General features: G+C 50.0%; 19 protein-coding genes. 4 read left to right on the top strand and 15 right to left on the bottom strand.

Annotated features, from left to right (window positions below; translation table 11 throughout):
- Positions 1 to 199 precede the first annotated feature (199 nt).
- Positions 200 to 2071 carry a methyl-accepting chemotaxis protein gene (locus tag YC6258_RS21450; RefSeq protein ID WP_044618727.1) on the bottom strand — a complete coding sequence of 624 codons (1872 nt, stop codon included), beginning with the start codon at positions 2069 to 2071 and terminating at the stop codon, positions 200 to 202.
- A 1288-nt stretch (positions 2072 to 3359) separates the two neighbouring features.
- Between YC6258_RS21450 and YC6258_RS21445 the strand changes: the two genes are divergently transcribed.
- Together YC6258_RS21445 and mmuM are read left to right on the top strand one after the other, a co-directional pair.
- Positions 3360 to 4769: an amino acid permease gene (locus YC6258_RS21445; protein WP_044618726.1), complete on the top strand. Its 1410-nt coding sequence runs from the start codon at positions 3360 to 3362 to the stop codon at positions 4767 to 4769.
- Positions 4769 to 5725, top strand: a complete 957-nt coding sequence (gene mmuM / locus YC6258_RS21440; RefSeq protein ID WP_044618725.1) for a homocysteine S-methyltransferase — start codon at positions 4769 to 4771, stop codon at positions 5723 to 5725. Before YC6258_RS21445 ends, mmuM begins: the two co-directional genes overlap by 1 nt.
- Positions 5726 to 5790: 65 nt before the next feature.
- Here mmuM and YC6258_RS21435 read toward each other — a convergent pair whose 3' ends face one another.
- From YC6258_RS21435 to flgA, 6 genes are all read right to left on the bottom strand, one after another.
- Positions 5791 to 6270: a phosphatidylglycerophosphatase A family protein gene (locus YC6258_RS21435; RefSeq protein ID WP_044618724.1), complete on the bottom strand. Its 480-nt coding sequence runs from the start codon at positions 6268 to 6270 to the stop codon at positions 5791 to 5793.
- A gap of 18 nt (positions 6271 to 6288) precedes the next feature.
- Positions 6289 to 7221: a thiamine-phosphate kinase gene (thiL, locus tag YC6258_RS21430; protein WP_044618723.1), complete on the bottom strand. Its 933-nt coding sequence runs from the start codon at positions 7219 to 7221 to the stop codon at positions 6289 to 6291.
- Positions 7222 to 7388: 167 nt separating this feature from the next.
- Positions 7389 to 8831 carry a coiled-coil domain-containing protein gene (locus YC6258_RS21425; protein WP_044618722.1) on the bottom strand — a complete coding sequence of 481 codons (1443 nt, stop codon included), beginning with the start codon at positions 8829 to 8831 and terminating at the stop codon, positions 7389 to 7391.
- Between the two features lie 10 nt (positions 8832 to 8841).
- Positions 8842 to 9327: a flagellar protein FlgN gene (gene flgN, locus YC6258_RS21420; RefSeq protein WP_044618721.1), complete on the bottom strand. Its 486-nt coding sequence runs from the start codon at positions 9325 to 9327 to the stop codon at positions 8842 to 8844.
- 56 nt (positions 9328 to 9383) lie between these two features.
- Positions 9384 to 9686 (bottom strand): flagellar biosynthesis anti-sigma factor FlgM, encoded by a 303-nt coding sequence (flgM, locus tag YC6258_RS27630; protein ID WP_052830468.1) that lies wholly within the window; start codon positions 9684 to 9686, stop codon positions 9384 to 9386.
- A 123-nt stretch (positions 9687 to 9809) separates the two neighbouring features.
- Positions 9810 to 10544, bottom strand: coding sequence for a flagellar basal body P-ring formation chaperone FlgA (flgA, locus tag YC6258_RS21410; RefSeq protein WP_052830467.1), 735 nt, complete (start codon positions 10542 to 10544; stop codon positions 9810 to 9812).
- 115 nt (positions 10545 to 10659) lie between these two features.
- Here flgA and YC6258_RS21405 point away from each other — a divergent pair, with 115 nt between their 5' ends.
- Together YC6258_RS21405 and YC6258_RS21400 are read left to right on the top strand one after the other, a co-directional pair.
- On the top strand, positions 10660 to 11613 hold the full coding sequence (locus tag YC6258_RS21405) for a chemotaxis protein CheV (protein WP_044618720.1): 954 nt from the start codon (positions 10660 to 10662) through the stop codon (positions 11611 to 11613).
- A gap of 8 nt (positions 11614 to 11621) precedes the next feature.
- Positions 11622 to 12449, top strand: coding sequence for a CheR family methyltransferase (locus tag YC6258_RS21400; protein WP_044618719.1), 828 nt, complete (start codon positions 11622 to 11624; stop codon positions 12447 to 12449).
- Positions 12450 to 12543: 94 nt separating this feature from the next.
- Here the strand turns inward: YC6258_RS21400 and YC6258_RS27625 are convergent, their stop codons facing one another.
- The 8 genes from YC6258_RS27625 to YC6258_RS30725 form a co-directional block, all read right to left on the bottom strand.
- Positions 12544 to 13416, bottom strand: a complete 873-nt coding sequence (locus tag YC6258_RS27625) for an alpha/beta fold hydrolase (RefSeq protein ID WP_052830466.1) — start codon at positions 13414 to 13416, stop codon at positions 12544 to 12546.
- A 102-nt stretch (positions 13417 to 13518) separates the two neighbouring features.
- Positions 13519 to 14823 (bottom strand): DUF1302 family protein, encoded by a 1305-nt coding sequence (locus YC6258_RS21390; RefSeq protein ID WP_052830465.1) that lies wholly within the window; start codon positions 14821 to 14823, stop codon positions 13519 to 13521.
- On the bottom strand, positions 14813 to 17992 hold the full coding sequence (locus tag YC6258_RS21385; RefSeq protein ID WP_044618718.1) for an efflux RND transporter permease subunit: 3180 nt from the start codon (positions 17990 to 17992) through the stop codon (positions 14813 to 14815). Before YC6258_RS21385 ends, YC6258_RS21390 begins: the two co-directional genes overlap by 11 nt.
- A 98-nt stretch (positions 17993 to 18090) precedes the next feature.
- Positions 18091 to 18549, bottom strand: coding sequence for a MarR family winged helix-turn-helix transcriptional regulator (locus YC6258_RS21380; RefSeq protein ID WP_044618717.1), 459 nt, complete (start codon positions 18547 to 18549; stop codon positions 18091 to 18093).
- A 151-nt stretch (positions 18550 to 18700) separates the two neighbouring features.
- A complete protein-coding gene (locus YC6258_RS21375) occupies positions 18701 to 18892 on the bottom strand; it encodes a rubredoxin (protein ID WP_044618716.1) in 192 nt (63 codons plus the stop codon).
- Positions 18889 to 20904, bottom strand: a complete 2016-nt coding sequence (locus YC6258_RS21370) for an alpha/beta fold hydrolase (RefSeq protein ID WP_044618715.1) — start codon at positions 20902 to 20904, stop codon at positions 18889 to 18891. The genes YC6258_RS21375 and YC6258_RS21370 overlap by 4 nt, the downstream gene beginning before the upstream one ends.
- A 19-nt stretch (positions 20905 to 20923) precedes the next feature.
- Positions 20924 to 21244, bottom strand: a complete 321-nt coding sequence (locus tag YC6258_RS21365) for an acyl carrier protein (protein WP_044618714.1) — start codon at positions 21242 to 21244, stop codon at positions 20924 to 20926.
- Positions 21245 to 21370: 126 nt separating this feature from the next.
- The gene (locus tag YC6258_RS30725; RefSeq protein ID WP_211264567.1) at positions 21371 to 23221 is read right to left on the bottom strand and encodes an acyl-CoA desaturase; all 1851 of its coding nucleotides are present in this window, start codon (positions 23219 to 23221) and stop codon (positions 21371 to 21373) included.
- Between the last annotated feature and the right edge of the window lie 5 nt (positions 23222 to 23226).

Genomic DNA, 23226 nt, shown 5'->3' with positions numbered 1-23226 from the left:
CGGTTCTTTTCACTGTAAGAACGAAAATGTTTAGCTGCAAGTATGAATTTTTGCACTGAATAAGTGCGAAGAAAAACGGGCAAGACGAGTTCGACCGTCCATTCGGTGATTTGAACGTTTTCAGACGAAATGCCTGGTGGTGATACTAACTGACACAAAAACAGCAGAGTCCGAATGGACTCTGCCTGAACGTTTGAATTTATACGATAAACTTGTTCAACAGTTCATCCTGCTGCCGTACTTTTTCAGCCTGCTGTTGAGTTTCCTGGTTCGATTGATTGGCCGTTTCTGCAACTTGTGTACTGATGTCCTTGATCTTAAAGGTATTGTTGTTGATTTCTTCGGCGACTGAACTTTGTTCTTCTGCGGCTGATGCAATCTGTACCGTCATATCGCTGATATGCTGAATGGCCTGACGAATGGTTTGCAATACCAGATTGGCAGCCTTTGCTTTATCGACTGCAATCACGGTGGTATCCCTGCTTTCATTCATTGCCAATGAGACGGCGGAGGCACCGGACTGCAGTTGTTCGATCATGGAGCGGATTTCCGTTGTGGATTGCTGGGTTCTCTGGGCCAGTGTTCTGACTTCATCGGCCACTACTGCAAAGCCCCGGCCTGATTCACCGGCGCGCGCTGCTTCGATGGCTGCGTTCAGTGCCAGCAGGTTAGTCTGATCGGCGATATCGTTGATCACCTTCAGGATGGTTTCAATGTTGGCGGTTGCTGATTCAAGCCCCTGGACTTCGGTGACGGCCTGATCGATACGGGCTGCCAGCGCGTCAATGGATTCAGTGGTTTCTGTCACGGCATTTTCGCCTTGCATCGAAGCATCATCAGCATCTCGTGCTGCCGAAGCGGCCTGCTGAGCGTTATTGGCCACTTCGGATGCAGAGGTGGCCATTTCATTCATGGCGGTGGCCAGTTGTTCCAGTTCATGCATTTGACTGTGCATGGCATCGGCTGAATGCCTGGCATTTTCCAAGGTCACCGTAATGCCATCATTGATTTCCCGGCTGATGGTTTTTGATTGGGTAATCTGTTTTTGCAGTGATTCGGTAAACTGGTTGAAGCCAATGGCCAGCTCTGCGAACTCCGGATCGGTATTGACATCGAGTCGCTGGGTCAGATCGCCGTTTCCTGATGCAACACCTTTAATGGCATTGTTCAGTGATCCCAGCGGCCGCATCAGAAATTTGATCAAATAGTTCAGGACCAACAGACTGATTACCAGTCCTAAAACCAGATAAATCATCGAATTGTTGCGCAGTTTGTCGATCGCCTGGAAAGCAATGGATTTATCGATCATCGCACCGATATACCATTGTTCATCTGGAATAAGGACAAAATTGAGCAGATAGGTCTTTCCTTCTATTTCAATTTCCTGGTTGCCTTCCTGTAATTGTTTGATCGGCAGATATTCGGAGATGTTATGACCATTTTTTTCTTTGTCCGGATGGGCAATCAGAATGCCATCATTGGTGGTAATAAACAGATAACCGGCATCAAACAGGTTAACGGAGTTTGCCAGTTTGGCCAGTCCTGATAGCGCCATATCGTAATACATGGAACCGACAAATTGACCCTTATGGATGACTGGAACACCAATGGAAATAATCATGTCTTTGGTGGTCGCGTCAACATAGGGTTTTGTCAGTATCAATGTTCCAGCTGCCTTCGCCTGTTGGTACCAGGGGCGTTTGCGCGGGTCATAACTGTTCGGGGGTATCCACGAGGGTTCGCTAAAGAGGATCACTCCATCGCTTTCATAGCCGATACCCGAATTGAGAAAACTTTCATTAATCGTTTTGCCCCGGACAATTTCTGTCACCTCGTCTTCATTTCGATAATCCAGTGCAATAATTTCTGTAATGGTCTGCGCCATCTGCTTTTTGGTGTGCATTTCTGCACTAATGGTATTGCGTACACCATTCATTAATTCATTAACGCTGCTGGTGACCAGTGTCGTCACTTCGTCTTTGACCATTCTTATCTGATACAGACTTAATAGCCCTACAGTAATCAATAACAACAGCGAGGATGTTATGACAATTTTGTAGCTGAATTTCATAATGTACCCCTGATTTCAGATACCTGAAGTCGCCTGATTTTTAATACTCATAGCGACTGCAGGTGAAATTTATGTTTTACGATATCGGTTATGTGGGTTTCGAAATCAGAGTGGTTGATCAATTAACTTTGACAGCGACTACTTTCGTAATTGGCTTGATCTTCCAGTCTGTCTTGGAATGTATTCTTAACCTCTTAACAAGAGCCATCCAGAAATCTACAGTTCACCAATACTGTCACGAAAATACCTGCAGTATATGTCTGCTATGTCTTAACTATTAATCCGGCAATTACATAGATCGTCCTGGTCTCTTTAATTGTCGCCCCGAAAAATCTGGCGGTCTTGCGCGAAACACCGAATCGTCGGACCGCTTGATTTATCGGGGCTCGCATTGGCCATGGCTAATGGAGTGTTCCGACACCTTGATGCATCCCTGCATCACACTATTAACCCGACATGTATACTTATCGGATTAATAGTATGCACGGTAACAGTTGTACTAAATGTATAGATCAACCTCTGATATAAAGCAAACTCAGAGCGATAGATGAAGGAGTAATCAACTCATATGTAAACGGGTTCTTCGGGGTGCTATAGGTATCTTTTGACTAAAAAAATAAATTTCATTTTGGAATCTCTGAACTGAAAAAGTGTTGCTCATTTTCAGAAAAGGCTTAAATGGCCGTCTGTTGCCAAATGTGTCTGTTCAAGCGGGTCATTTATGTCTGATGCGCTCTCGCTTTTGGCCGATCCTTTTCCTGATTTCCCGGCCGGGACTCTTTACATTGGTTACGCAGATCTTTTGTCGCAGAAAAATGTCACGATCTGCCATATAGCGCATTTGAAAATATATCGATAGTAGATGTACTGAGAATATTGGCTCTTGCCAATTGTTGATCGATACGAAGGTGTTTGAAATGACTACCCCTTGTTGCAGACTGAATACACCGATGCTGTATTTGAGCCTGCAGGGACATATTTGCGATGAGTCTGAAATGGGATGTATTCGTTATTGCTTCCCGGCAGTATGCAATCGACCAGCTAATTTGATCGTGATGGTTGATGACGGTCATAAGGTCACAGATCGCAAAACCTTGATTTATTAGTAAGGTGATCATTTTGTTATTGAACAGGCATTGTCCGTAAAACCGGACTTTTATATATGCTCATCCTCTATATAATGCCCGCGCCGCTTTGACAGGTGTGGGAGTTCATGAGTTGTTGGCGCAATGGAGTGTCTTTCTGTCCGGGCGAGGGTCGGTCTTTCAAGTAACAGACGAAGGTAAATATGTCGGACAACACTCTTTCCAGTTTTAAACGAACGATGCACAGTAGACATTTGGTGATGTTGTCTCTGGGCGGGGTCATCGGAAACGGATTATTTCTCAGCTCAGGTGATACGATCCAGCAGGCTGGTCCGGTAGGGGCCATTATTGCCTATCTGATTGTCGCTTTTGGCGTTTACATGATCATGATGTGCCTGGGTGAACTTGCGGTACATATGCCGGAGTCAGGTGCTTTTAGCCGTTATGCTACTGAATACATCAATCCGGCCACCGGTTATGTGGTGGGCTGGTTATATTGGTTGACCTGGGCTGTGGCATTGGCATCAGAGTTTACCGGTATTGGCCTGTTGATGGGGAAATGGTTTCCGGCTGTTCCGGTGTGGTACTGGTGTGTTGCCAGCATCGTTCTGGTATTTGTATTGAACATGTTTGCAGTCAGGATATTTGCTGAAGCTGAGTTCTGGTTGTCATTAGTTAAAGTATTGACGATCGTGGTCTTTCTGGTGCTGGGAGGTCTGGCCATTTTTGGAATGGCCCCCGCGCAACATGAGGCCGCGCCAATGTTTCATAATCTGGTTGCCAATGGTGTGTTTCCTCACGGTGTCTTGCCGATTCTCATGATTATGTTGACAGTCAGTTATGCTTTTTCCGGCACAGAACTGATTGGTGTTGCGGCCGGAGAAACGGTCGATCCGGATAAAAATCTGCCGGTTGCCATCAAGACCACTTTATGGCGGCTGATTATCTTTTTTGTCGGTACGATCATCATCATCGGGGCGCTCTTACCGAGTGATCTGGCCAGTGCCAAACAAAGTCCGTTTGTGATTGTACTGGAACGGATGGGTATCCCTTATGCCGATGATATTATCAATCTGGTCATCATCACGGCACTGTTGTCTGCCGCCAACTCAGGCTTATACGCAGCTTCGCGTATGTTGTGGACTCTGGCGGATCAGAAAACCCTGCCATCTTTCCTGGGGCGTTTGTCATCCAACGGGGTTCCCCGAAATGCGTTGATTCTCACTATGTTGGGTGGATTGCTGTCGTTGTTATCAAGTTATTATGCGGCGGATTCACTGTATTTGTTTCTGGTATCTGTTTCCGGGTTTGCGGTTGTTGTGGTCTGGCTGGTCATTGGCTGGAGCCATTTGAACTTTCGCCGCCAATATCAGGCCGGTGGAGGTAACATGGCTGACCTGGCTTACCGGGCACCGTTTTTCCCCTGGGTATCGATTATTTCCATCGTGTTTTGTGTTGCCTGTATTGCCGGTATCGCTTTTGATCCGCAGCAGCGTATTGCGTTGTATTGCGGCCTTGGTTTTACCGTATTGTGTTATCTGGCCTATCTGCTGACAGGCAGAAATCAGACTGAAGCCGAGATAAACACTTCTTTGTCGGAGGTTGAATCCTGATGTTGAAAGCAGATTTCTCACAATTGTTAGAGCAGTATCCGTTTTTGGTGGTGGATGGTGCTATGGCGACCGAGTTGGAAAAGAGCGGTTGTGATCTCAATCATGCACTGTGGTCCGCCAAAGTGTTGCGGGAACAGCCGGAATTGATTGCCGAAGTCCATCAACGCTATTTTGAAGCCGGTGCGGATATTGCGATTACCGCGAGTTATCAGGCCAGTTTTGCGGGTTTTAAAGCGTATGGCATGGATGAACAGCAGGCCCGCGAAACGATCGCCCGTTCGGTTGAACTGGCTGCCACAGCGAGGGATCGGTTCTGGCAGGAATATGATGGCACTGATCGTCCCAGACCAATGGTGGCGGCATCTGTTGGTCCTTATGGGGCGTATTTGGCCGATGGCTCAGAATATCGGGGACATTATGGTGTGGATGATCAGACTCTGAAAGAGTTTCACCGGTCGCGGATGGCGGTGTTGGTGGAAGCCGGTGCTGACCTGCTGGCCTGTGAAACCCTGCCTTCATTGCAGGAGGCGAGAGTCTTGTCAGAGTTGCTGGCGGAGTTTCCGCAGACCTGTGCCTGGATAACCTTTTCCGCCCGCGATGGCGAATGTATCAGCGACGGTACGCCGATTGCCGAATGTGTCAGAGCATTGGATGAGCTCCCTCAAATCGTGGCGGTCGGTGTGAATTGTACGGCCCTGGAGCATATTCCCTCGTTACTGAAAAACATGAGTCGCCATACCCGGTTGCCGTTGATTGTCTATCCCAACTCCGGTGAGCAGTATGATGCCGACAGCAAAACCTGGCGTGTCAGAGAGCACTGTAGTCATCATTCGCTCGGTTCTGAGGTGGCAGAGTGGGTGAATCTGGGCGCTCGACTGGTCGGCGGTTGCTGCCGTACTTCACCCGATGATATTAAGGCCGTTGCTGAGTATCGGGGTGAGGTTGCCGCAACCTGAGTACAGTCTTGCAAACTTTTCCGGTTCGCAGCTGATCTGCGCCAGACTGATGCCTGATAGATCGGTCAGTTCTGTAGCCAGTTAATGCCCTGCATCAGAATCAGGGCATAGACTGCCGCCAGCAGGTCATCAATCATGATGCCAAAGCCGCCTTTGACCCGTTTATCAAGCCAGCCGATGGGCCATGGTTTCACAATATCGAACAGCCGGAATAGCAGAAAGCCGGCAACGATATTGATAGGAGTGAGGGGAATAAACCAGAAGGTGAACCACAGGCCCACAAATTCGTCCCAGACGATACCTGGATGATCGTGTACCTGCAGTTTTTTCGCTGTGGCACCGCACAGATAAATGCCTGCCAGGAATGCCGGCAACAGGACTGCCAGAAACCAGATATCCTGCCGGATCGGTTCAAACAGCCACAAAAATGGCATGGCAGCCAGTGTGCCAAAGGTACCTGGGGCTTTGCGTGCCAGACCGGAGCCCAGCCCAAAAGCCAGTAGTGAAACCGGCGAAGTCAGAATCTGTCGGGTTTGAGGTGTCATGTTATGGAGTACTGCCTGTTAAAAGTGTTGGTAACCAGTATGGTCGAACTGGACTGCTTTGCCATGGAGCCGGCATCGAAGTTGTTTATGAGTGGTAATTTCACCGATGACCTGCAATGGAACAGGGGCTTGTGACAGCCGGCTCCGGTGTTCCGGCGGGCAGGTAAAACACAGCTGATAGTCATCACCGCCAGTCAGCGCCCATTCGAGCTGCCGGGATGGCTCGACCCATTGGCAAAACCGCTGATCCAGCTGAAGCGCATCCAGTTGCAGCTCGGCACCCACGTTACTCTGGTCAAGAATATGTCCCAGGTCGGCCAACAGGCCGTCGGAGATATCAATGGCAGCGGTGGCGAATTCACTGATAAACACCCCTAAAGGAATTTGCGGATATGGCCGCAGGTAGCAGGCCTGCAGTTCCGTCGGGCCGTTGTGACGATAAGCATCCAGACCTGCCATGCCCAGTCCGGGGGTATGGGAAATCACGATCAGATCACCCGGCCGGGCACTGGCACGGGTCAGCAGTCTGGAGACTGTGCCATGTACCTGAAAGGTCTGAATGATAGTGCTCGCCCGGGTGGTATCGCCGCCCAGTAGCGGCACTTTGAACTGCGTGGCCAGTTCAGTCAGTCCGCGGGTGTAATCCGCCAGCCATGACTCATCCTCCTGTCCTGTCAGGCTGAGTGCCAGGGTAAAAAATGCTGGCTTGGCACCCATGGCCGCCAGATCGCTGAGTGCACAGGCCAGTCCCCGATAAGCGATATCTGCAGCGGACATGGAGCGCAGGAAATGAACATTTTCAACCTGGGTATCGATGGAAAATGCCAGCTTACCGGTGTGTTCTACCACAGCACAGTCATCGCCCTGATTGACCAGAACATCTGTTTCAGATGTTGGAATATCAGCCAGAGGGCGGAAGTACTTGCGGATAATTTCAAACTCGCGGGGCATAGAGTGTTTGTTGGCCAAAAGAAGCCGATGATAGTGGTCCGAGTGGTGGAGTCAAATAATTCGCCGGATGGTGGAGGAAAGCGGTCTGGCGGAGGTGAACGGTGGCGTGTCAACAGACTTGTCTGGTCGTATACAAAGATTTCGTCGGTGGGTGAAATCGCTAAGGATTAAGCATCCTCCTGGATCTGTGTGTTGACGGCAACTTTGTCCTGCAAGTCTGTCAGTTTTTTGCTTAGCATGGCATTTTCCTGTTGATACTTGTCGATGCATTCGAGCATTTCCTTGGAGTCCTGAATCAGGTTCTGAACCACGCCTTCGAGGTTGTCTGCATTCTGATCCAGTTCTTTAAAGGCGGTCAGTTCGCGCTGCATTTTTTCCAGTTTGTCATTGGCATCTTCCAGCTCATTTTCCAGAATGCGGATACAGGTTTCAGACTCATTGATACTCTGTTCAAGACGATGAATTTCCTGTTCCTGTTGTTCGGCAATGGCTTGGGCCTCGGCGATCTCCTTGAGACTGTTCACCTGGGCTCTGATATTACTGACGGAAGATTGCTGTGCAGCTGCAAGATTATGCAGTTTACTGGTATTTTCGGTTCTCGCCTGTGCGGAAGATGATTCTCTTGATGAAGGTTTTTCAGCGTAGCGCTGTTGCAGCTTGGCCTTCAGTTCGCTGATTTCTTCCAGATGTTGTTCGTTTTCTTTATTAACAGTCTCAAGCTCTTTTTCCAGCAGGTTGATACAGACATCCGCTTCCTTCATATAGCGGGCCTGCTGTTTGATCTGCTCATCCTGCATATCGATGTACTCTTCAGGCGAAGCGTCAATTTCCCTTTGTTCCAGTCTGAGTTTGAGTTTGTTGATGGTTTCCAACAGATCAAATTTTTCGCTTTTTAAACGATATATTTCATCCGCATAGCCTTTGCCTTTGAAGGCAAGGTTTTCATCGGCGATGACCTCGGGAGGAATAATGCTTTTCAGTTGTTCGATTTCTCTGGCGGCCTCATCAAGACTGCTCTGTGAATCCTGATAAAGCTGTTGGAACGGTTCCAGCTGGGAAACCTGTTCCTGTAGTTGTCGTAGCTGTTGTTCTATTTTGCGGGTGTGTTGCGGGTCTTCCAGACCGGCACTTTCGAGGTGTTTGCGAATGATCTGTTGATGAAAAATATCGAGCAGCTTTTCCGCTTGGGCCTGATCCGGCTGACCACTTTCGGGCGCTTCTTTTTCCATGTTTAACAAGGTGCTGCGCAATGCCAGATAGCGCGCCATGGGGGGATGAGCGGGATTGTATTCCAGATTCTCCGGGCCCAGTTCAGCCTTTGCCTTTTCTGTGTGCTGTAGCTTGACCTCGACCATATTGGTATAGATGTCGCGTCCGCCGCTGTTGACGGCGTCCATGAAATCTTTGCTGAAACTGACATTTTTGGCCCGTTCACCTGCTGCACGCTTGGCATTCAGGGTTTCCCGCAGCATGCGGTTTCGACGCATTTCCTTGAGAAGATCTTTTAGTAGTTGGTAGAGCCGTCCGCGATAAAACAGGAATATGGAGATGGCGATGTATACGATCAGAATTTCGCCGAGAATGAATAGAGTGAGCGGCTCAAAATACATGTTTGCAAGCCTATGCCTTGCCTAAGGACCCCTGCCTGGAACTGCTTTCCATGCCTTTGGCATCATAAGTCTGTGGGCTGTTATCACCCTTCAGCAGCCTGAGCAGGAAACGGCTTCTTGAAACGACGCGATTGAGCGAAACGCCATTTTGCAGATTTTTGTGTTTAAGGGCCTTCAACTGATCGTGCAGCTCATACCAGAGTTTTGACAGCTGTTCTTTTCTGGCATCAGTGATTGTCTGCAGCCATTGATCGTCGCTAAGGGCTTCCTGGGGCTGGCCCGTTGCTTCGCTAATGGTTTGCATGAGGGTTGAATGTTTACTGTCGAGATCAATCAGCAGAGTATTTTTTTGCTGACTGTACTGAGCTACCGATTGGGCATCTCTGCTTAACAAAGCGTCCCGTTCAAGGACCAGCTGGGCATCAATTTGCGAGGATAAGGCGATTTCCTGCTGAAGCAGGTCAATCACGGAATCTAACCATGGTTGTGCAGTCATATTTATACACTCCTGATGAGGAACAGAGTTTTAACCGGGATTGGGGAAAACGCCGGTTAAAAATCCATTTCGAAATTTTCGATTGCTTCGGCCAGTCGTTCGTAATTGATCGAATACTCTCCGTTTTGAATGGCGGATTTGATCCGGTCAATTTTTGGTTGATCGACATCGCTCATGGACTGCACCTGTGTTTCCAGGTCCTTGAGAACTTTTGCCTGAGGACTCAACTGCACAGTGTCGGCATTGTTGCTGTTTTCAACACTGGTACGGGTGCGCCCTTCTGTGGATTTTGCGACAGTTTCACCGCTTCTGGTTTTTTCACTACCCCCGCTATTGGGAGTCAAGCCGTTAATGTTCATGATATGTTTCCTGTTTCCCCAAAAAAATAAATAGACTGCTATCCGGTTTGGCGGCAGTTATCATCAAAACTTTAGTATCTTTATCAATAAAGTTTTAAAAATGTGATGCAAGTCCTCCAAACTTCAAAACACCACTCTTACCAACCCTTCGCCAATCACTTCCGCCTTGATGACTTTATTCGATCTTTCATTGCGTACCCGGATTTGCTTGCCTTTGCTTCCGGCTGACAGGGCTATACCGGTCATTCTGACCTGAATAACACTGCTGCGCGCCAGGATCACCACAGCATCACCCCGTTCGACCAATATCGGTGGCTCGATCAGCTTGTTGTTCAGCACGGTACCTGGTTGCAGGTGGCGGACAGCTTTTTGTCCGACCACATTGTCCAAATCAGTGTAGTATCCCCGGTACAGCCCGCTGATGTCCATATCGGCCATTTCCACCATATCTGCAGTCAATCGGGTATTTCGGGTGACCGATGTTTTCAGCGTAGCTACCGGCAGGAAATATGACACGGTTATGGGTACATAAATTTTCCAGCCGCCAGAAGCCTCTATACAACTGACAGCAATATTCTCTCTGCCCAGCGGTAATTCTGACTCAGGTTTGATGCTCAAACCGGAGTTGCAGTAGTCCTTATCGATATCGCCCAAGACAGTCTCGAAACTAATAGCCAGCCGATCACGTTGAAACTCACTGATTCGGGTGCTATAAGCGTCGACCACATAATCCAGTATGCTGTCTTCGATCTGATTGTTGGCAGCAGGTGCCAGAGAAGCGAGCAACATCAATCCGCTCAGTGTCAAAAAACACACACCTGAAAAAGCTTTGCGGTTAAATACTTGTACTCGATGCATCGCGGTCTATGCTGTAGTTAGAATCTGTCACTAAATTGGCAATTTTACTATCAACTTGCCGGTTTGAATGAATTAAAGCAATTGCTGTGCCTATACAAAGCTGTTGGAGATCAAAATGGCTGGGGTCTTAGATACTGTAAATCAACGAACACAACTGGTGGGTCAAAACCGGTTGGAGCTGCTGTTATTCCGATTACAGGGAAACCAGATCTATGGAATAAATGTATTTAAAGTCAAAGAGGTGCTGCAGTGCCCGAATTTAACGAGCATGCCGAAGAGTGATCCTGTTGTTCGGGGAATTGCTCATATCCGTGGAGGAACTATTCCTATCATGGATCTTAGTCTGGCGACCGGCAATGCACCGTTGACTGACCTTAAGAACAAATTCGTAATCATCACCGAATACAACATGAAAACTCAGGGTTTTCTGGTGAGTTCGGTGGAGCGCATTATTAATATGAACTGGTCAGAGATACACCCACCACCAAAGGGAACGGGTAATGCCCATTATTTGACGGCGGTGACGAAACTCAATGACCGTATGGTTGAAATAATAGATGTTGAGAAGATTCTCTCTGAAGTGGCACCTATGACCGTCGAGGTTTCTCAGAGTATTGTGACTGAGGCTATGGCAGCAGAAGCCCCTTCATATCATGTGCTGGTAGTGGATGATTCCAAGATTGCGTTGAAACAGACTACCCGTTGTATCGAACAGGTGGGCGTCACGACCACCAAGCTGATGGATGGTAAAGCCGCCTGGGAACATCTGCTGGGAATGCTGGATGAGGGCAAAGATCCGCGGCAAGAATATCTGATGATCATTTCGGATATTGAAATGCCAGAAATGGACGGCTATACGTTAACGGCAGAAATCAGGTCACATCCGCAACTTAAAGACATGTATATTATGTTGCATACTTCTTTAAGCGGTGTGTTTAATGAGGCGATGGTTAAGAAGGTGGGGGCGGATAATTTTCTGCCTAAGTTTAAACCCGACGAATTGGCCGAAATTGTAGTGCACCAGATCGAAAAACGTGGTGGTGTAGTGCCGGCTCTAGATGGTGAATAGAACAGAATATGTCAGCGACAGAGAAAGGATATGCAGAGTTTGCCCGCTTCCTCGAAACAGTATCCGGGATCAGTTTGGGTGATAATAAACAATATCTGGTAACCAGTAGGTTGCGAAACATTCTGAAAGAGCATCATTTAAGCAGTCTGGAAGAATTGTTGGTTCAAGTAAAAAATGATATCAGGGGGCAGTTGAGAACCAAGGTTATCGATGCCATGACCACCAACGAAACCCTCTGGTTCAGGGATATGCACCCGTTTGACATTCTTAAACGGGTGATCTTGCCGGAACATTTTGCCCAGGTAAAAGGCCGACCTCTGAGGATCTGGTCAGCGGCGTGTTCGTCTGGTCAGGAACCTTATTCCATTGCCTTTACGCTTGAGGAGTGGGGTAAATCGAATCCGGGCAAAATCAGTCCTTCTGATAAAATCATCGCCACGGATATATCGTCTTCTGTGCTGGCAGAGGCCAAGCAGGCGGAATATCCCATGCTGTCTTTGGGGCGAGGACTCGATACTCCAAAAATCAATCAGTATTTCACCAAAGTCAGTGAAGGCCGCTGGAAGGTTAAGCCTGAATACACCCGCAAAGTGGAATTCAGGGCATTGAACCTGAAGGATAGCTATGCCGGGCTCGGTAAGTTCGATATCGTTTTCTGCCGGAACGTTCTGATTTATTTCACCGGGGATCTCAAAAAAGACATTCTGACCCGCATTCACGGGACATTGCGTCCGGGTGGTTTTCTGGTGGTTGGTGCTTCTGAGTCGGTTGGCAGTCTGCAGGACAAATACGAAATGGTGCATTGTCGTCCGGGGATTATTTATCGGGCGATCTGACCGGCAGACGGTTTTTTTTACTCCTGCGGTACATATGAGTACCGCAAAATATTTTTTCCAAGAACCCTCTGAATAACTTTGCCGACACAGATAACTATATAGAGGTTTTCTGAGTTTCTGCCTGAATTGTTGCCTGATGGGTATGCAGCCATGCCAGAACCTGGTTTATCATCTCTGCATCTCCAAGAATTTTATTGTGTCCGCCTCTAGCTTGCCAGAGCGTCTGCACTGCAGCCGCAGCGGCATTGGTTTCGGCTTCTGAAAAGGGCACGATGTTATCGTCTTTGGCGTGGATCAGAATTGTCCGGGTTGGTAATTTCTTCAGCGCCAGGTCCACCCGAAAACGCTCCAGTGGCGCGCCCAGTGCTGTGGATATTCCCGTTACCATTTTGCCGATGGCACTTCTGCTGAGACCGATGTCCGTCGCTTGTGACACCGCATAGGCTTTGGCGGAGGAGGGGGCGCTGATCAGTACCGCGGCCAATGGTTTGAGTTGGTAGTCTTCCATGGCCAGAACGGTCATGGCTGCGCCAATGGAATGTGCGATAACGATGGCCGGATGGTTGAGGCTGTCGGTGGCAGCGGCAATCGCTTTGGCCAGTAGTGGCAGAGGTGCAGTTCCGCCTTCGGCTTCGCCGTGAGCTGGTAGATCCAGCGCCGCCACCTGGTAACCCGACTGTAAGAGTGGGGCGACGAATCCACCCATGGTGAAGTGATCCCGCTCCCAGCCGTGAACCAGCATCACGGGTTGGCCTTCGCCACGAGTCCAGACAGGGACTTTATGACCATCAACGAAAATGCTGTGATGTTCGAATCCCTCAAACGCATTGGCCCAGTGACGTTTGCTTTTGTTGGCTCGGGGATGCAGAAACAAGCGCGCTCCCAGATTGCCAAAGTAGTTTGGCATGGCGGCCGACAGAGAACCTACCACTGCTTTTCTTGCTGTGACTGTCAGATCGAATCCCATGCTTTTCTCCTATCGTTGTTGTGTTGGCTGAGCAGGTATGAGTTTGCCTGAATTTGCTTTTTAACCTCATATCTGTCTTGCTGACATGATCGCTGGGCTGTTTTAAAACGAGTAACTGAAGCCGGCCAGTATTCGACTGCTGTCGCGGAATTGTCCGAACAATCCATCTTCATCGCCAAAAAACAGATCCGCTCCCAGGTGGACACTGATGTTACCCGGAAACAGATACTTGCCTTTCAACTGCACCAGACGGTCCATGTCGTTCAGGCTCTGAATGCCAAATGCCTCCAGCTCCAGGGTCTGATTCCAGAAATTACGTCTGATCAGCAGGGTTACCTGTGTTTCAGCAACATCCCGGACGATGGCCTCGGCATGGTCAGTCAGGTAACTCTGATACAGTTGTGTACTGATCAGGGTGTTGCTAATGCCGTTGTAGTCGAGTCCGGCCACATATGAGAGTTCAGGGCTCCTCACGATGCCCCGGCTGACGCGGGTTGGATCGGCAACCCAATAGCGCCGGGTTGAATAACCCAGCTCGCCACGCAGAACATAGTCGCCAAAGGCATTTGAAAAGGTGGTGCCAACTGTGTGGGTGCGACGGTATTGTGGTTTGACTGTGATACCGCTGCTATCGCTCTCGAGCATAAAGACAGCCTGATCGCTGTAGTGATAGAAGTAGTTGAGGGAAATATCCCAGCCGCCGATAAATGTTTGCCAGCGGGCACCGGCGTCGGCATCGGCAATGGGGTCATCGGGTTTGTCGTAATCGGCCACTCGGACCGGCACGGAAGCTGGGGCAGTTGGAACCAGCATCGGTGTGGTCATGGCAAATGCTGCATTCGAGGCTGGAATTTCATCGTAAGTGGTGTCAGGGATGAACAGGGTCTGTAATGTCCCGCCTGCGACGGGGATCTCAGCATTGATCATCCATAGCGGAATCCGCCGGTCTTCGGAGCTTGGTAGAATGAATTCGTGATAGTCGGTGGGATTGATGACATCCAATACTTTCAGGCCGTCAGCCTGACCCCAGACGACCTGCTGTTTGCCCGCCCGGATAAACACATCCTGGATATAACTGTCCGCATACAGTTCACGGATCTCGACATCGCTGTAGTCATTCGGATACCAGCGACGGTTCCAGTGACTTCTGCTGTCCTGGTCGGGTTTTCCGGGCGCTATTTTGTCCTCGCTGTCGATTCGCAGTCTGGGGATGATGCTGATGTCCATAAAGCTGGCAGGACGGAAATCCAGGCGTGGCGTCAACTCCCATTGTGACTGTTGCAGCCCGGCATCATCGCTGTCTATGGCCAGTTGGTAGTCCAGTACGCCTTCGAAATGAGCACCGAAGGTCATAGGGGCGACCAGACCGATCGCCAATGACATTTTTGGAATGATATTACAAACCACGCGTCAGACTCCGTTGTTCAAAAGCCAGTTCAGCAATCGGGCTGTCGTAATCCACATCGCTGCTGATCATCACCGTGCTGTGGCCGGTTTTATGATTCACCGCGATGACTTTCATAACGGTCCAGATCCCGGAGATTTGCTGGATTTCCTTATTTTCAATGGTCTTCAGGTGGTTACCGTTGGTATCCCAGTAATCGCTTTTTCGTGAAATCAGGATATCGGGATCTATCCGCCAGACCGCTTTGCTATACCCCAGTTCCTTGGCAATTTTGTTATTGACCGGGGTGCCTTCGATCACGTAGCAATCCACACCATCAATGGTTTCCATACCGGTGGTGGTGAAGGTGTAGTCGCTCAATTCAACCTTATTTTCGCTTTTGATTTCTTCATAGGTAAAGTCGGTTCCCAGAAAATAATCGCCGCGATTGGAGGCAGGAATCCGGCGGATTTTTCTGAGTGCCGGCAGATACAACCATTGATCATCGTCCTTCTGACTGTCCGGATAATCGTAAGTCAGAAATCCGGTGCCGCGTAAATTGGCCGGGGCGGTGTAAAACAACACGGTTCGTTTTTCGTCACCGAAATAGCGCCTGAATGCTTTCACCTGTTGGGTTCGGGTCTGGCCCTGCCGGTCTATCAGTTCCAACTCAAGATTACGGGTGATCTGATCCCCTTCTTCCCGTTGTGACACCGACTTCATAATGTCCAGTCCTGCTGGCAGGGCTCCGGTAGCAAACGCATGTTGCTGGGTCAGATATGCCACGGCAATCACGCCGATGATAATGCTGGTGACGATGGCTTCGCGGGCTTTGGGGCCGGCAGAATGGCTGGCCTGGCCAGAAAGTGCTCGCGGTTTGAGTACCATGACCAGGGCTGGCAGCAGAGTAACGCTGGCCAGGAACGCGGCACAGACGGCCATGGCCACCAACAGGCCGAAGCGCACCAGTGGCGGAACGTCGCTGCTGCACAGCACGCTGAATCCCAATGCTACGGCAGCAAGGTTGAAAAACAGTGCCCGACCGGTGGTCGGATACAGTTCCAGCAGTACTTCACCCAGGTTCTGATTGCCGTTGCGGGTGGTCAGGTCACGGATACGTTCCATGGTGTGGATGGCGAAATCCACACCCAGGCCGATGGCAATGGCCGCAAACATGGAGGTTCCGACTCCCAGCCAGATGCCGGCAAATCCCATCGTGGCATATATCAGCAGAATGGAAACGGCTACCGGGATAACCGCAAACAAGCCGATGACAAACGACCGAAACAGTACACAGGCCATGACCAGTACCGCCAGCACAGAGACAATCACGCTGCCGGTATGACTGCTGGCCACGCCGTTGATCCAGTGATAATCAACATTAATCAGGCCGGTTACGGTACCGGTAAGTCCTGGTTCGTTGAATTCAGTGCTCAGGTACTGTTCGACCATTGGAATCAGCTTGCGGTTGTTGGCAAATGTGTCGGTATCCAGATAAGCCCTGACCAGTGCTTTGGTGTGATCGCTGTTGATTTCCTCTTCGAAATCGGTCGGGTCGCCGGAGATGGAGTAGAGCAGAAACAGTTGGGCAATCAATGTGTCATCGTCGGGGATGGTGTAGGTTTCCGGACGGTTTTCGTTGACGGCCTTGTTCATCTGTTTGATGTAATCCACCACAGAGTTGGCACCGTTGACGTGAGGCAGTGAGGTCAGATAGTTCTGCAGTTTTTCAATTTTGGCCAGGAAGTGCGGATTATGAAGCCCTTCATGATCGGCGGCTTCGACCACGACATCCAGGTTGTACGTGCCATCCATGACCTGGTTGATTTGTTTGTCGGCCTGATAGAGCGGTTCGGTGGGTTTGAAGTTTTCAATGCGCTGGTCTTCCACTTTGACGCGGCTCAGACCGATACCGCCAACAATGATAATGAGCAGACCGATACCCAGTACGGTTTTGGGATGCCCAAGAACCTGGTGGCCAAAACGGGTCATCCATTGGTGGCTGGCACTGCCGTCAGTGGCTGCATTCTGACTGAATGAACGGCTTCTTCTCGGCTTCAGCAGGCTGAGCACCGCAGGAAACAGCGTCATGGTAAACAACCAGGCGGCCAGAACTGCCAAAGCCCCAAAAAGTCCAAAAGACTGAATCGGAGGCATATCCGTGGTTGGGTACAGGGCCAGAAAACCGGCGGCCGTGGTGAAGGTTGTCAGAGTAACCGGGCGGGTCATGATCTTCATGGTGCGTATGGTCAGTTCCCGCTGACTGGCATCCGGCGTTTTTTCCCGTTCTTCATAATACTGGCTGAAAACATGAATGGAGTCGGCAACGGCAATACCTATCATGCAAACAATCAGTCCATTGGTAATAACATAAAAAGGCGTCTGGCTGGCAGCCATGACACCCAGCGTGACGGCGGCGGTGGCGAGAATGATCAGGTTCGGTAACAGGGTGGCTCTGAGCGTCCGGAAGGCCACGAACAGAATGATAGTAATGGTAATACCCGCCAGCGGATTCAACCGCTTGGCATCCTGATCGATGTAGGTAGACAGATAACCGGCCACGGCACCCTCACCGGCTACCAGCAATTGATCGTCCGGGCCTTTGGGGGCTTTGGCAATGACATCCTGAATGGCTTCATAAGTGGCCAGTGCTTTTTTTTCGTCCACCAGCTCCACCACAATCAGGGTTCCAAGACCATCACGGGCGACCAGGCTGCCATTGTAGAGCGGAAAGTCTTTCACTGCAGAGCGGACACTGTCTGCCTCGGCCTGTGTCGTTGGCAGGGTGGCCAGGAATTCGTCCACCTCCATACCGGTATCGGTGCCGACCACATTGGACTCGGTTGCCAGGCTCATGACTTTTTCGGGATCAACATTATCGATGCCCTTTACCTGCTCCGTCAGCCAGGAGACCAGGGCCAGAGTTTCAGGGTTGAAGATACCCTGTTGGCTTTGATTGATGACTCCGATCACGATTGGGTCGGCCAGCCCAAACTGCTCTTTTACCTGATCCCGGAACAGCAGTGCCGGATTGTCCGGGGCGATAAACGCCCCGGCGGAGGTGTCTTTGGTCAGGTGGGGAATAAAACTGATGGTGGCTGCAATCATTCCAATACTGAGCAGTATGACTAACCATCGAAAGCGGATAATGACTTCGAAAAACCATGTTGAGCCAGTGGACTTGGTATTCATGACATCCTTCCTCTTTTCAATTGTGTATATACACTATAAGTATTTTTAAAAAAAGCCACGAAGGCCCCCTCATCTGCATTGTCGGTAATATGGTTCCGTTAGCGGGTGACTGCGTGCTCAGGTTCCATAAACAGCGACAGTATCGCATGGCTGTTGTTCCAGCCGTCTTCGCAGAGTTTTTCTCGATACCTGGCCTGAGCTTCCCGCCACAAGGGGTAGGCCTGTTTCACTTTCTGCTGACCGGTTCCGGTCAGTTTAAATACCCGGGATTTATGATGGCTGCCGGTACCGGCTACGATCAATTCTTCTTTTTCGAGCAGTTTCAGGTTTCGGGTCAGGGTTGTCCGTTCCATTGCCAGCCAGTCTGCCAGTTCTGAAATAGATCCCGGCTCACCATAACCAATTGCCACCAGTAACGTGAATTGGGTAATTTTCAGTCCGGAAGGTCGCAGGGCTTCATCATAGGCGCGGGTGATAATCCGATCCGCCATTCGCGCTTTTCGACACAGACAATCTCTGGCGATGGTAGCAAAAGTGGATGTTGGTATTTCGTTCATGGTAATAACCTGAATCCCGTCGTAAAAGTCTGATATGCCCCTAAGCCTAGCAGGTCACCATACTGCTGGCCATATTCGCCTAACAGGGTAGGGTTATGACTGATGAGTATCTCCCGGCAATAACGATTGCCGGGTTAACGGTTCACAGCCGTCAGATACGAACCATATGGAACATATCCTTGGTGACGCCACATTCCGGACACATCCAGTCATCCGGTATATCCTCCCAGGCAGTACCCGGAGCAATACCGTCTTCCGGGGCACCAGCCTGTTCATCGTATACCCAACCACATACCAGACACATCCATCGTTTGGTGGATAGCTGTTGTTCAGCTGTCGTCATAAGGCTTTGACCTGAACCTGTTCATCCGCCTCAAAACCGGTGTCGTCCTGACAGACCTGTTCCATGAATCCGGCCACCCGCTGCAGCACATGATTGTCTGCAAGGATGCGAATGTGTCCGAGTCCCTGAGTCAGTTCCGGTTCGACATCCGGTATTTGATTGCCAATCACCTCCGCTTCGCAAACAGGTACAGTGGTATCGTTTTTGTCATGCATGAGCAGAATTTCAGTATTCATGCGCTGACTCAGTTCCGGGATATTCCAGTGTTCCACCGGGACTCCGTTGCGCTGCCAGAGTTCCGCTCGCATGACTTCTGCAACCGGTGGCGACAGTGGCACCGCTTGCCGTTGCCAGCGATCAATAACCGCAGGCAACGTCGCTGGAGCAGAGATCAGGGCCAGCGCACGAATGGCCGGTAAACTGCGGTTTTCCTGTTGCAGTTTGGCAATGGCTCCGGTTGCGGCGATGCCGCCAAGAGAATGGGCGACCACGCCGACGACATTTCCCAAAGTGGCAATAACCGCCATGATGGCGTTCTGAAATTCAGTCAGCGTTGTCATCGTTCCCGGAGAAATGCCGTGGGCCGGGGCATCAAAGGCAGCGACCCGAAATCCGCGTTGTCGCAGTACTCTGGTAAAACTGTACATACTGCTACTGTTAGCACCCCAACCGTGTACCAGTAATATGGTTTTGCCTTCTTTACCCCAGACATAACCGTGACTGATCCCCGGCACGCCGGAGATGGTAAATCGCTGCGCCCCCAGAGGCAGTACATCTTTCGGCGGTTTTTTAATCAGGGAACGGGTATTGGCAAAGATATCGGTGGCTTTCCGCCCAGCCAGAACCGGTGAGATAACCGACAGAGCCTTAATGATCAGTGCCGGGGTGGTTAACCGGGTAAGTGTCGCTTTGTTGTCCTGTTGCGGCGGTTTATTTATGCCTGCTTCCGGGTGACTCTGGTGCTGTCCAAATGATTCGTAGTAACCGCTGACCGGGTCGTACAAATGACAGTTACGGATCACATGCCAGACATCTTTGACTGTCAGAGGTTTGATTCTGAGCATGTCAGGATAAGCCTCTTTGAGTGCACTCTGTGCTTTCATCAGGTTGTAGTGCGGAATAATGGGGGCAACATGGTGAGCGGTATGCACGGTAATGTAATTGGTCAGAAACAATAGCCAGCGGGGATACATATAATCCGTCGTCAATAACAGCCGACTGCCGTTCATGGTCCAATGATCTTTGGTCAGAAACGGTGTTTCGTTGCTGATGTGATGCATCATGGTTGTCAGGCTGAACCAGGCATGTATGCCTACCCAGGGACCAAGAAAATACAGAAAGAATCCGCTTATTCCGGTGAAATAAATTAATGTTGGAAATGCAATTGCTGCCACGATTGCGTTAAACAGAATGGAGCGGCGCACTTCATTGCGGGCTTCCATTTTGGCAAACATGGAAGGCCGGAAGCCGGAGTGGCGCTGGTAGTTAACGGTGCCCAGCCAGAATGCCCAGCTACGGGTACTGTGATAAACAAATTTTTCCCATAGTGACATTCGATCATATTGAACCCGCATGACCGGTCGCCAGTCGGTATCCATTTCAAAACTGTTGGTGTTTGCATGATGCATGTTGTGCATATGCCGCCAACCATGAAAGGGATAGAGCAGTGGAATCAGAGAGATATGGCCGATAGCATAATTCAGTCTTTTGGATCTCGAAAACGAGTGGTGTCCACAGTCATGCGCGACACAAAACAGCCCCCATCCGCCTAGTCCGGCCACCAGAAACAACGGCAGATATAACGACCAGTGCGGTGCATAGGCGATAGCGACCAGAGCTGAAAAATACAATATATAGTTCGTGGCAAAACTGAGCATTCCACGCCATAACCTGGGTTGATAGAGATCTTTGGGAATAGCGTCCGCCAGTTTGACGCCATCCAGTTTTTTCATGTTGTCAATCAGTTGCCTGAATTCAACGGATTCTTTGGTGGGTATGTGTAACTTTGTCATGAGTATTCCTCCTGTCTGATCAGGCTTCCTGAGTATTCAGTTCATTAGCAAGATAACGTGACAGCTCATCTATACTTTGATATTCAAACAACAGTGCTGGAGAGAGCCGTTGATCGATAAATTTTTCCAGATCCCCGACAACTCTGACGGCAACAATAGAGTCCAGCCCGTATTCTTCAAACGTTCGGGCGGTATCCACTTCAGCAGGTGCGATCTTTTTCATTTTGGCCATACGCTGAATCAGCCAGTCTTTAATGGAGGTTTCGTTAATGACCAGGTTTTCCTGTTTGGTTTCCGCAAAACTCAGTTTATTCAGCAGAGTGGTCACGAGACTTGTCATAGGATGTTCTCCTTACTGTTTTGATGATTAATAAACACTTCCTGTAAGCCTTTGATTGTCATGACAACATGGCACTGAAACCCGTGCCCATTTTCATTCATAGGCTCGTTCCTTCCCGTTTGCTTGTTAGTTGGTTTTTTGACGGGCTTTTTCGATGGCCGCCCTGGAGGGAGAGCGTAAATCCCACACCACGCCCATTTTTCCCAGTAGCGTTAATACCCAACCGGACAAATCCGGTTCATACCAGTGCACTCCGTGACGATACCAGGCAGGAAATGCGTGATGGTTGTTTTGTAATCCTTCACCAAAAGTGAGTGTGGCGACGGTCCAGTTGTTGGTGCTGTGATCATTGTTGTCAAAGGGTTGACTGCCATAACGATGACAAATGGAACCAACCGCCCAGGCAAACTGATTGGCCAGAAACATTCTCGCCAGGCCACCGCAAATAAAACCGGACCAGGCACCTGCCCAGCTTTCAGTGACCCAGCCGCCGATGGCCGCCGGAATGGCAACGCCGGCCAGTACCCACAACAGATAGGTTTGATTAAAGAAAAACAGAGACCGGTCGCGAAGCACATCTTTGGCGTAAACACTCCAGCTGGTCATGTCCGGAGCGAGCATCCATGGCATGTGGGCGTACCAGAGTCCTTTGAGTCGTTGCCAGCGGGTTTGTCCGAGCAGATTCGGGGAATGCGGATCGCCCGGATGGTCGCTGTAACGGTGATGACGCCGATGAGTGGTGACCCAGAACAGAATTGGCCCCTGGGCCGCCATTGAGCCAGCAATGAGTAGTAGCGCACGAAAGGTGCGACTGGTCTTAAAGGCCCGGTGAGCCAGATAACGGTGAAAACCCATCGAAACCCCGAACATTTGTATCGCATAAAACACCAGAAACAGCGTCAGGTCGATGGATCCTAATTGTCCGCTAAGCAGTAGTCGTATGGCTTCCAGAAATCCGGCCAGAGGGATCAGCATGACCGCCAGAGCGATGGCTGCTTTTAATCTTGCTGCAGGAGGATCCAGATGACTGATGCCTTCTGGTGCTGCGGTTTCGATAATGTCGGGGGTTCCGTCGAGAGTGTTTTCGGGAGATTTTTTTTCTGGCTTGCGGATATCCCAAACCAGGCCAAATATACCCAACAGATCAATGAATCGACCACCGATATCTATTTGCCAGGGCTTCAGTCCAGTGTAAGCCAGTGCCGGATAGGCATGATGGTTGTTGTGCCAACCACCACCGACGGTTGGAATGGCCAGCCAGAACAGGTTGCGGCTGTTGTCACGGGTGGTATTCGGACGACGACCGAAGCGATGGGCCATCGAGTTGACACACCAGGTGGCGTTGTCCACCAGAAAAATCCGGACAAACCCACCCCACAGAAGACCTGCCAGAGCACCGTGGTAGGATTGGTCAATCGCAGCTCCAATGGCTGTTGGAATCAGCAGGCCCAAGAGTACCCACAGAAAATAATATTGATTGAGTTTGACTATGGTCCGGTCACTGAACAGATCCGGTACAAACTGGCTCCAGTTTTTCCGTTTAACGGTAAATAGCCATCCGACATGGGCATGCCACCAACCCTTCAGGCGGGCAATAAAACCGTTGCCTTCAAGGCAGGGAGAGTGGGGGTCGCCTTCTTTATCTGTAAATGAATGATGTTGGCGATGGGTTGCGGCCCAGAACAATATCGGCCCTTGCGCAGCCATCGAACCGGCGATAGCAAAAAAAGCGGTAACACCAGGCCCGGCTTTGAATGCACGGTGAGAGAAAAAACGGTGTAAACCTACTTCAACACCCAGGGCTGTCAATAAATACATGCCACACAGCAGGCCGATTTCAAGAGCGCCAATACCTTCATACCAGGCAAGTCCAAGTGCGATAAGGGTGCCTATCGTTGGGGTACCGACAGTGATCCAGGCGAGTTGCCGTTCACGAATACCGGTCTGGTCATTGGCGGTGATTGTCATATCCATCATTGTTC

This window comes from Gynuella sunshinyii YC6258, assembly GCF_000940805.1.
Taxonomy (GTDB): Bacteria; Pseudomonadota; Gammaproteobacteria; order Pseudomonadales; family Natronospirillaceae; genus Gynuella; species Gynuella sunshinyii.
Note: the sequence above shows the minus strand (reverse complement) of the source record. Positions and strands in the feature narration are given on the sequence as shown.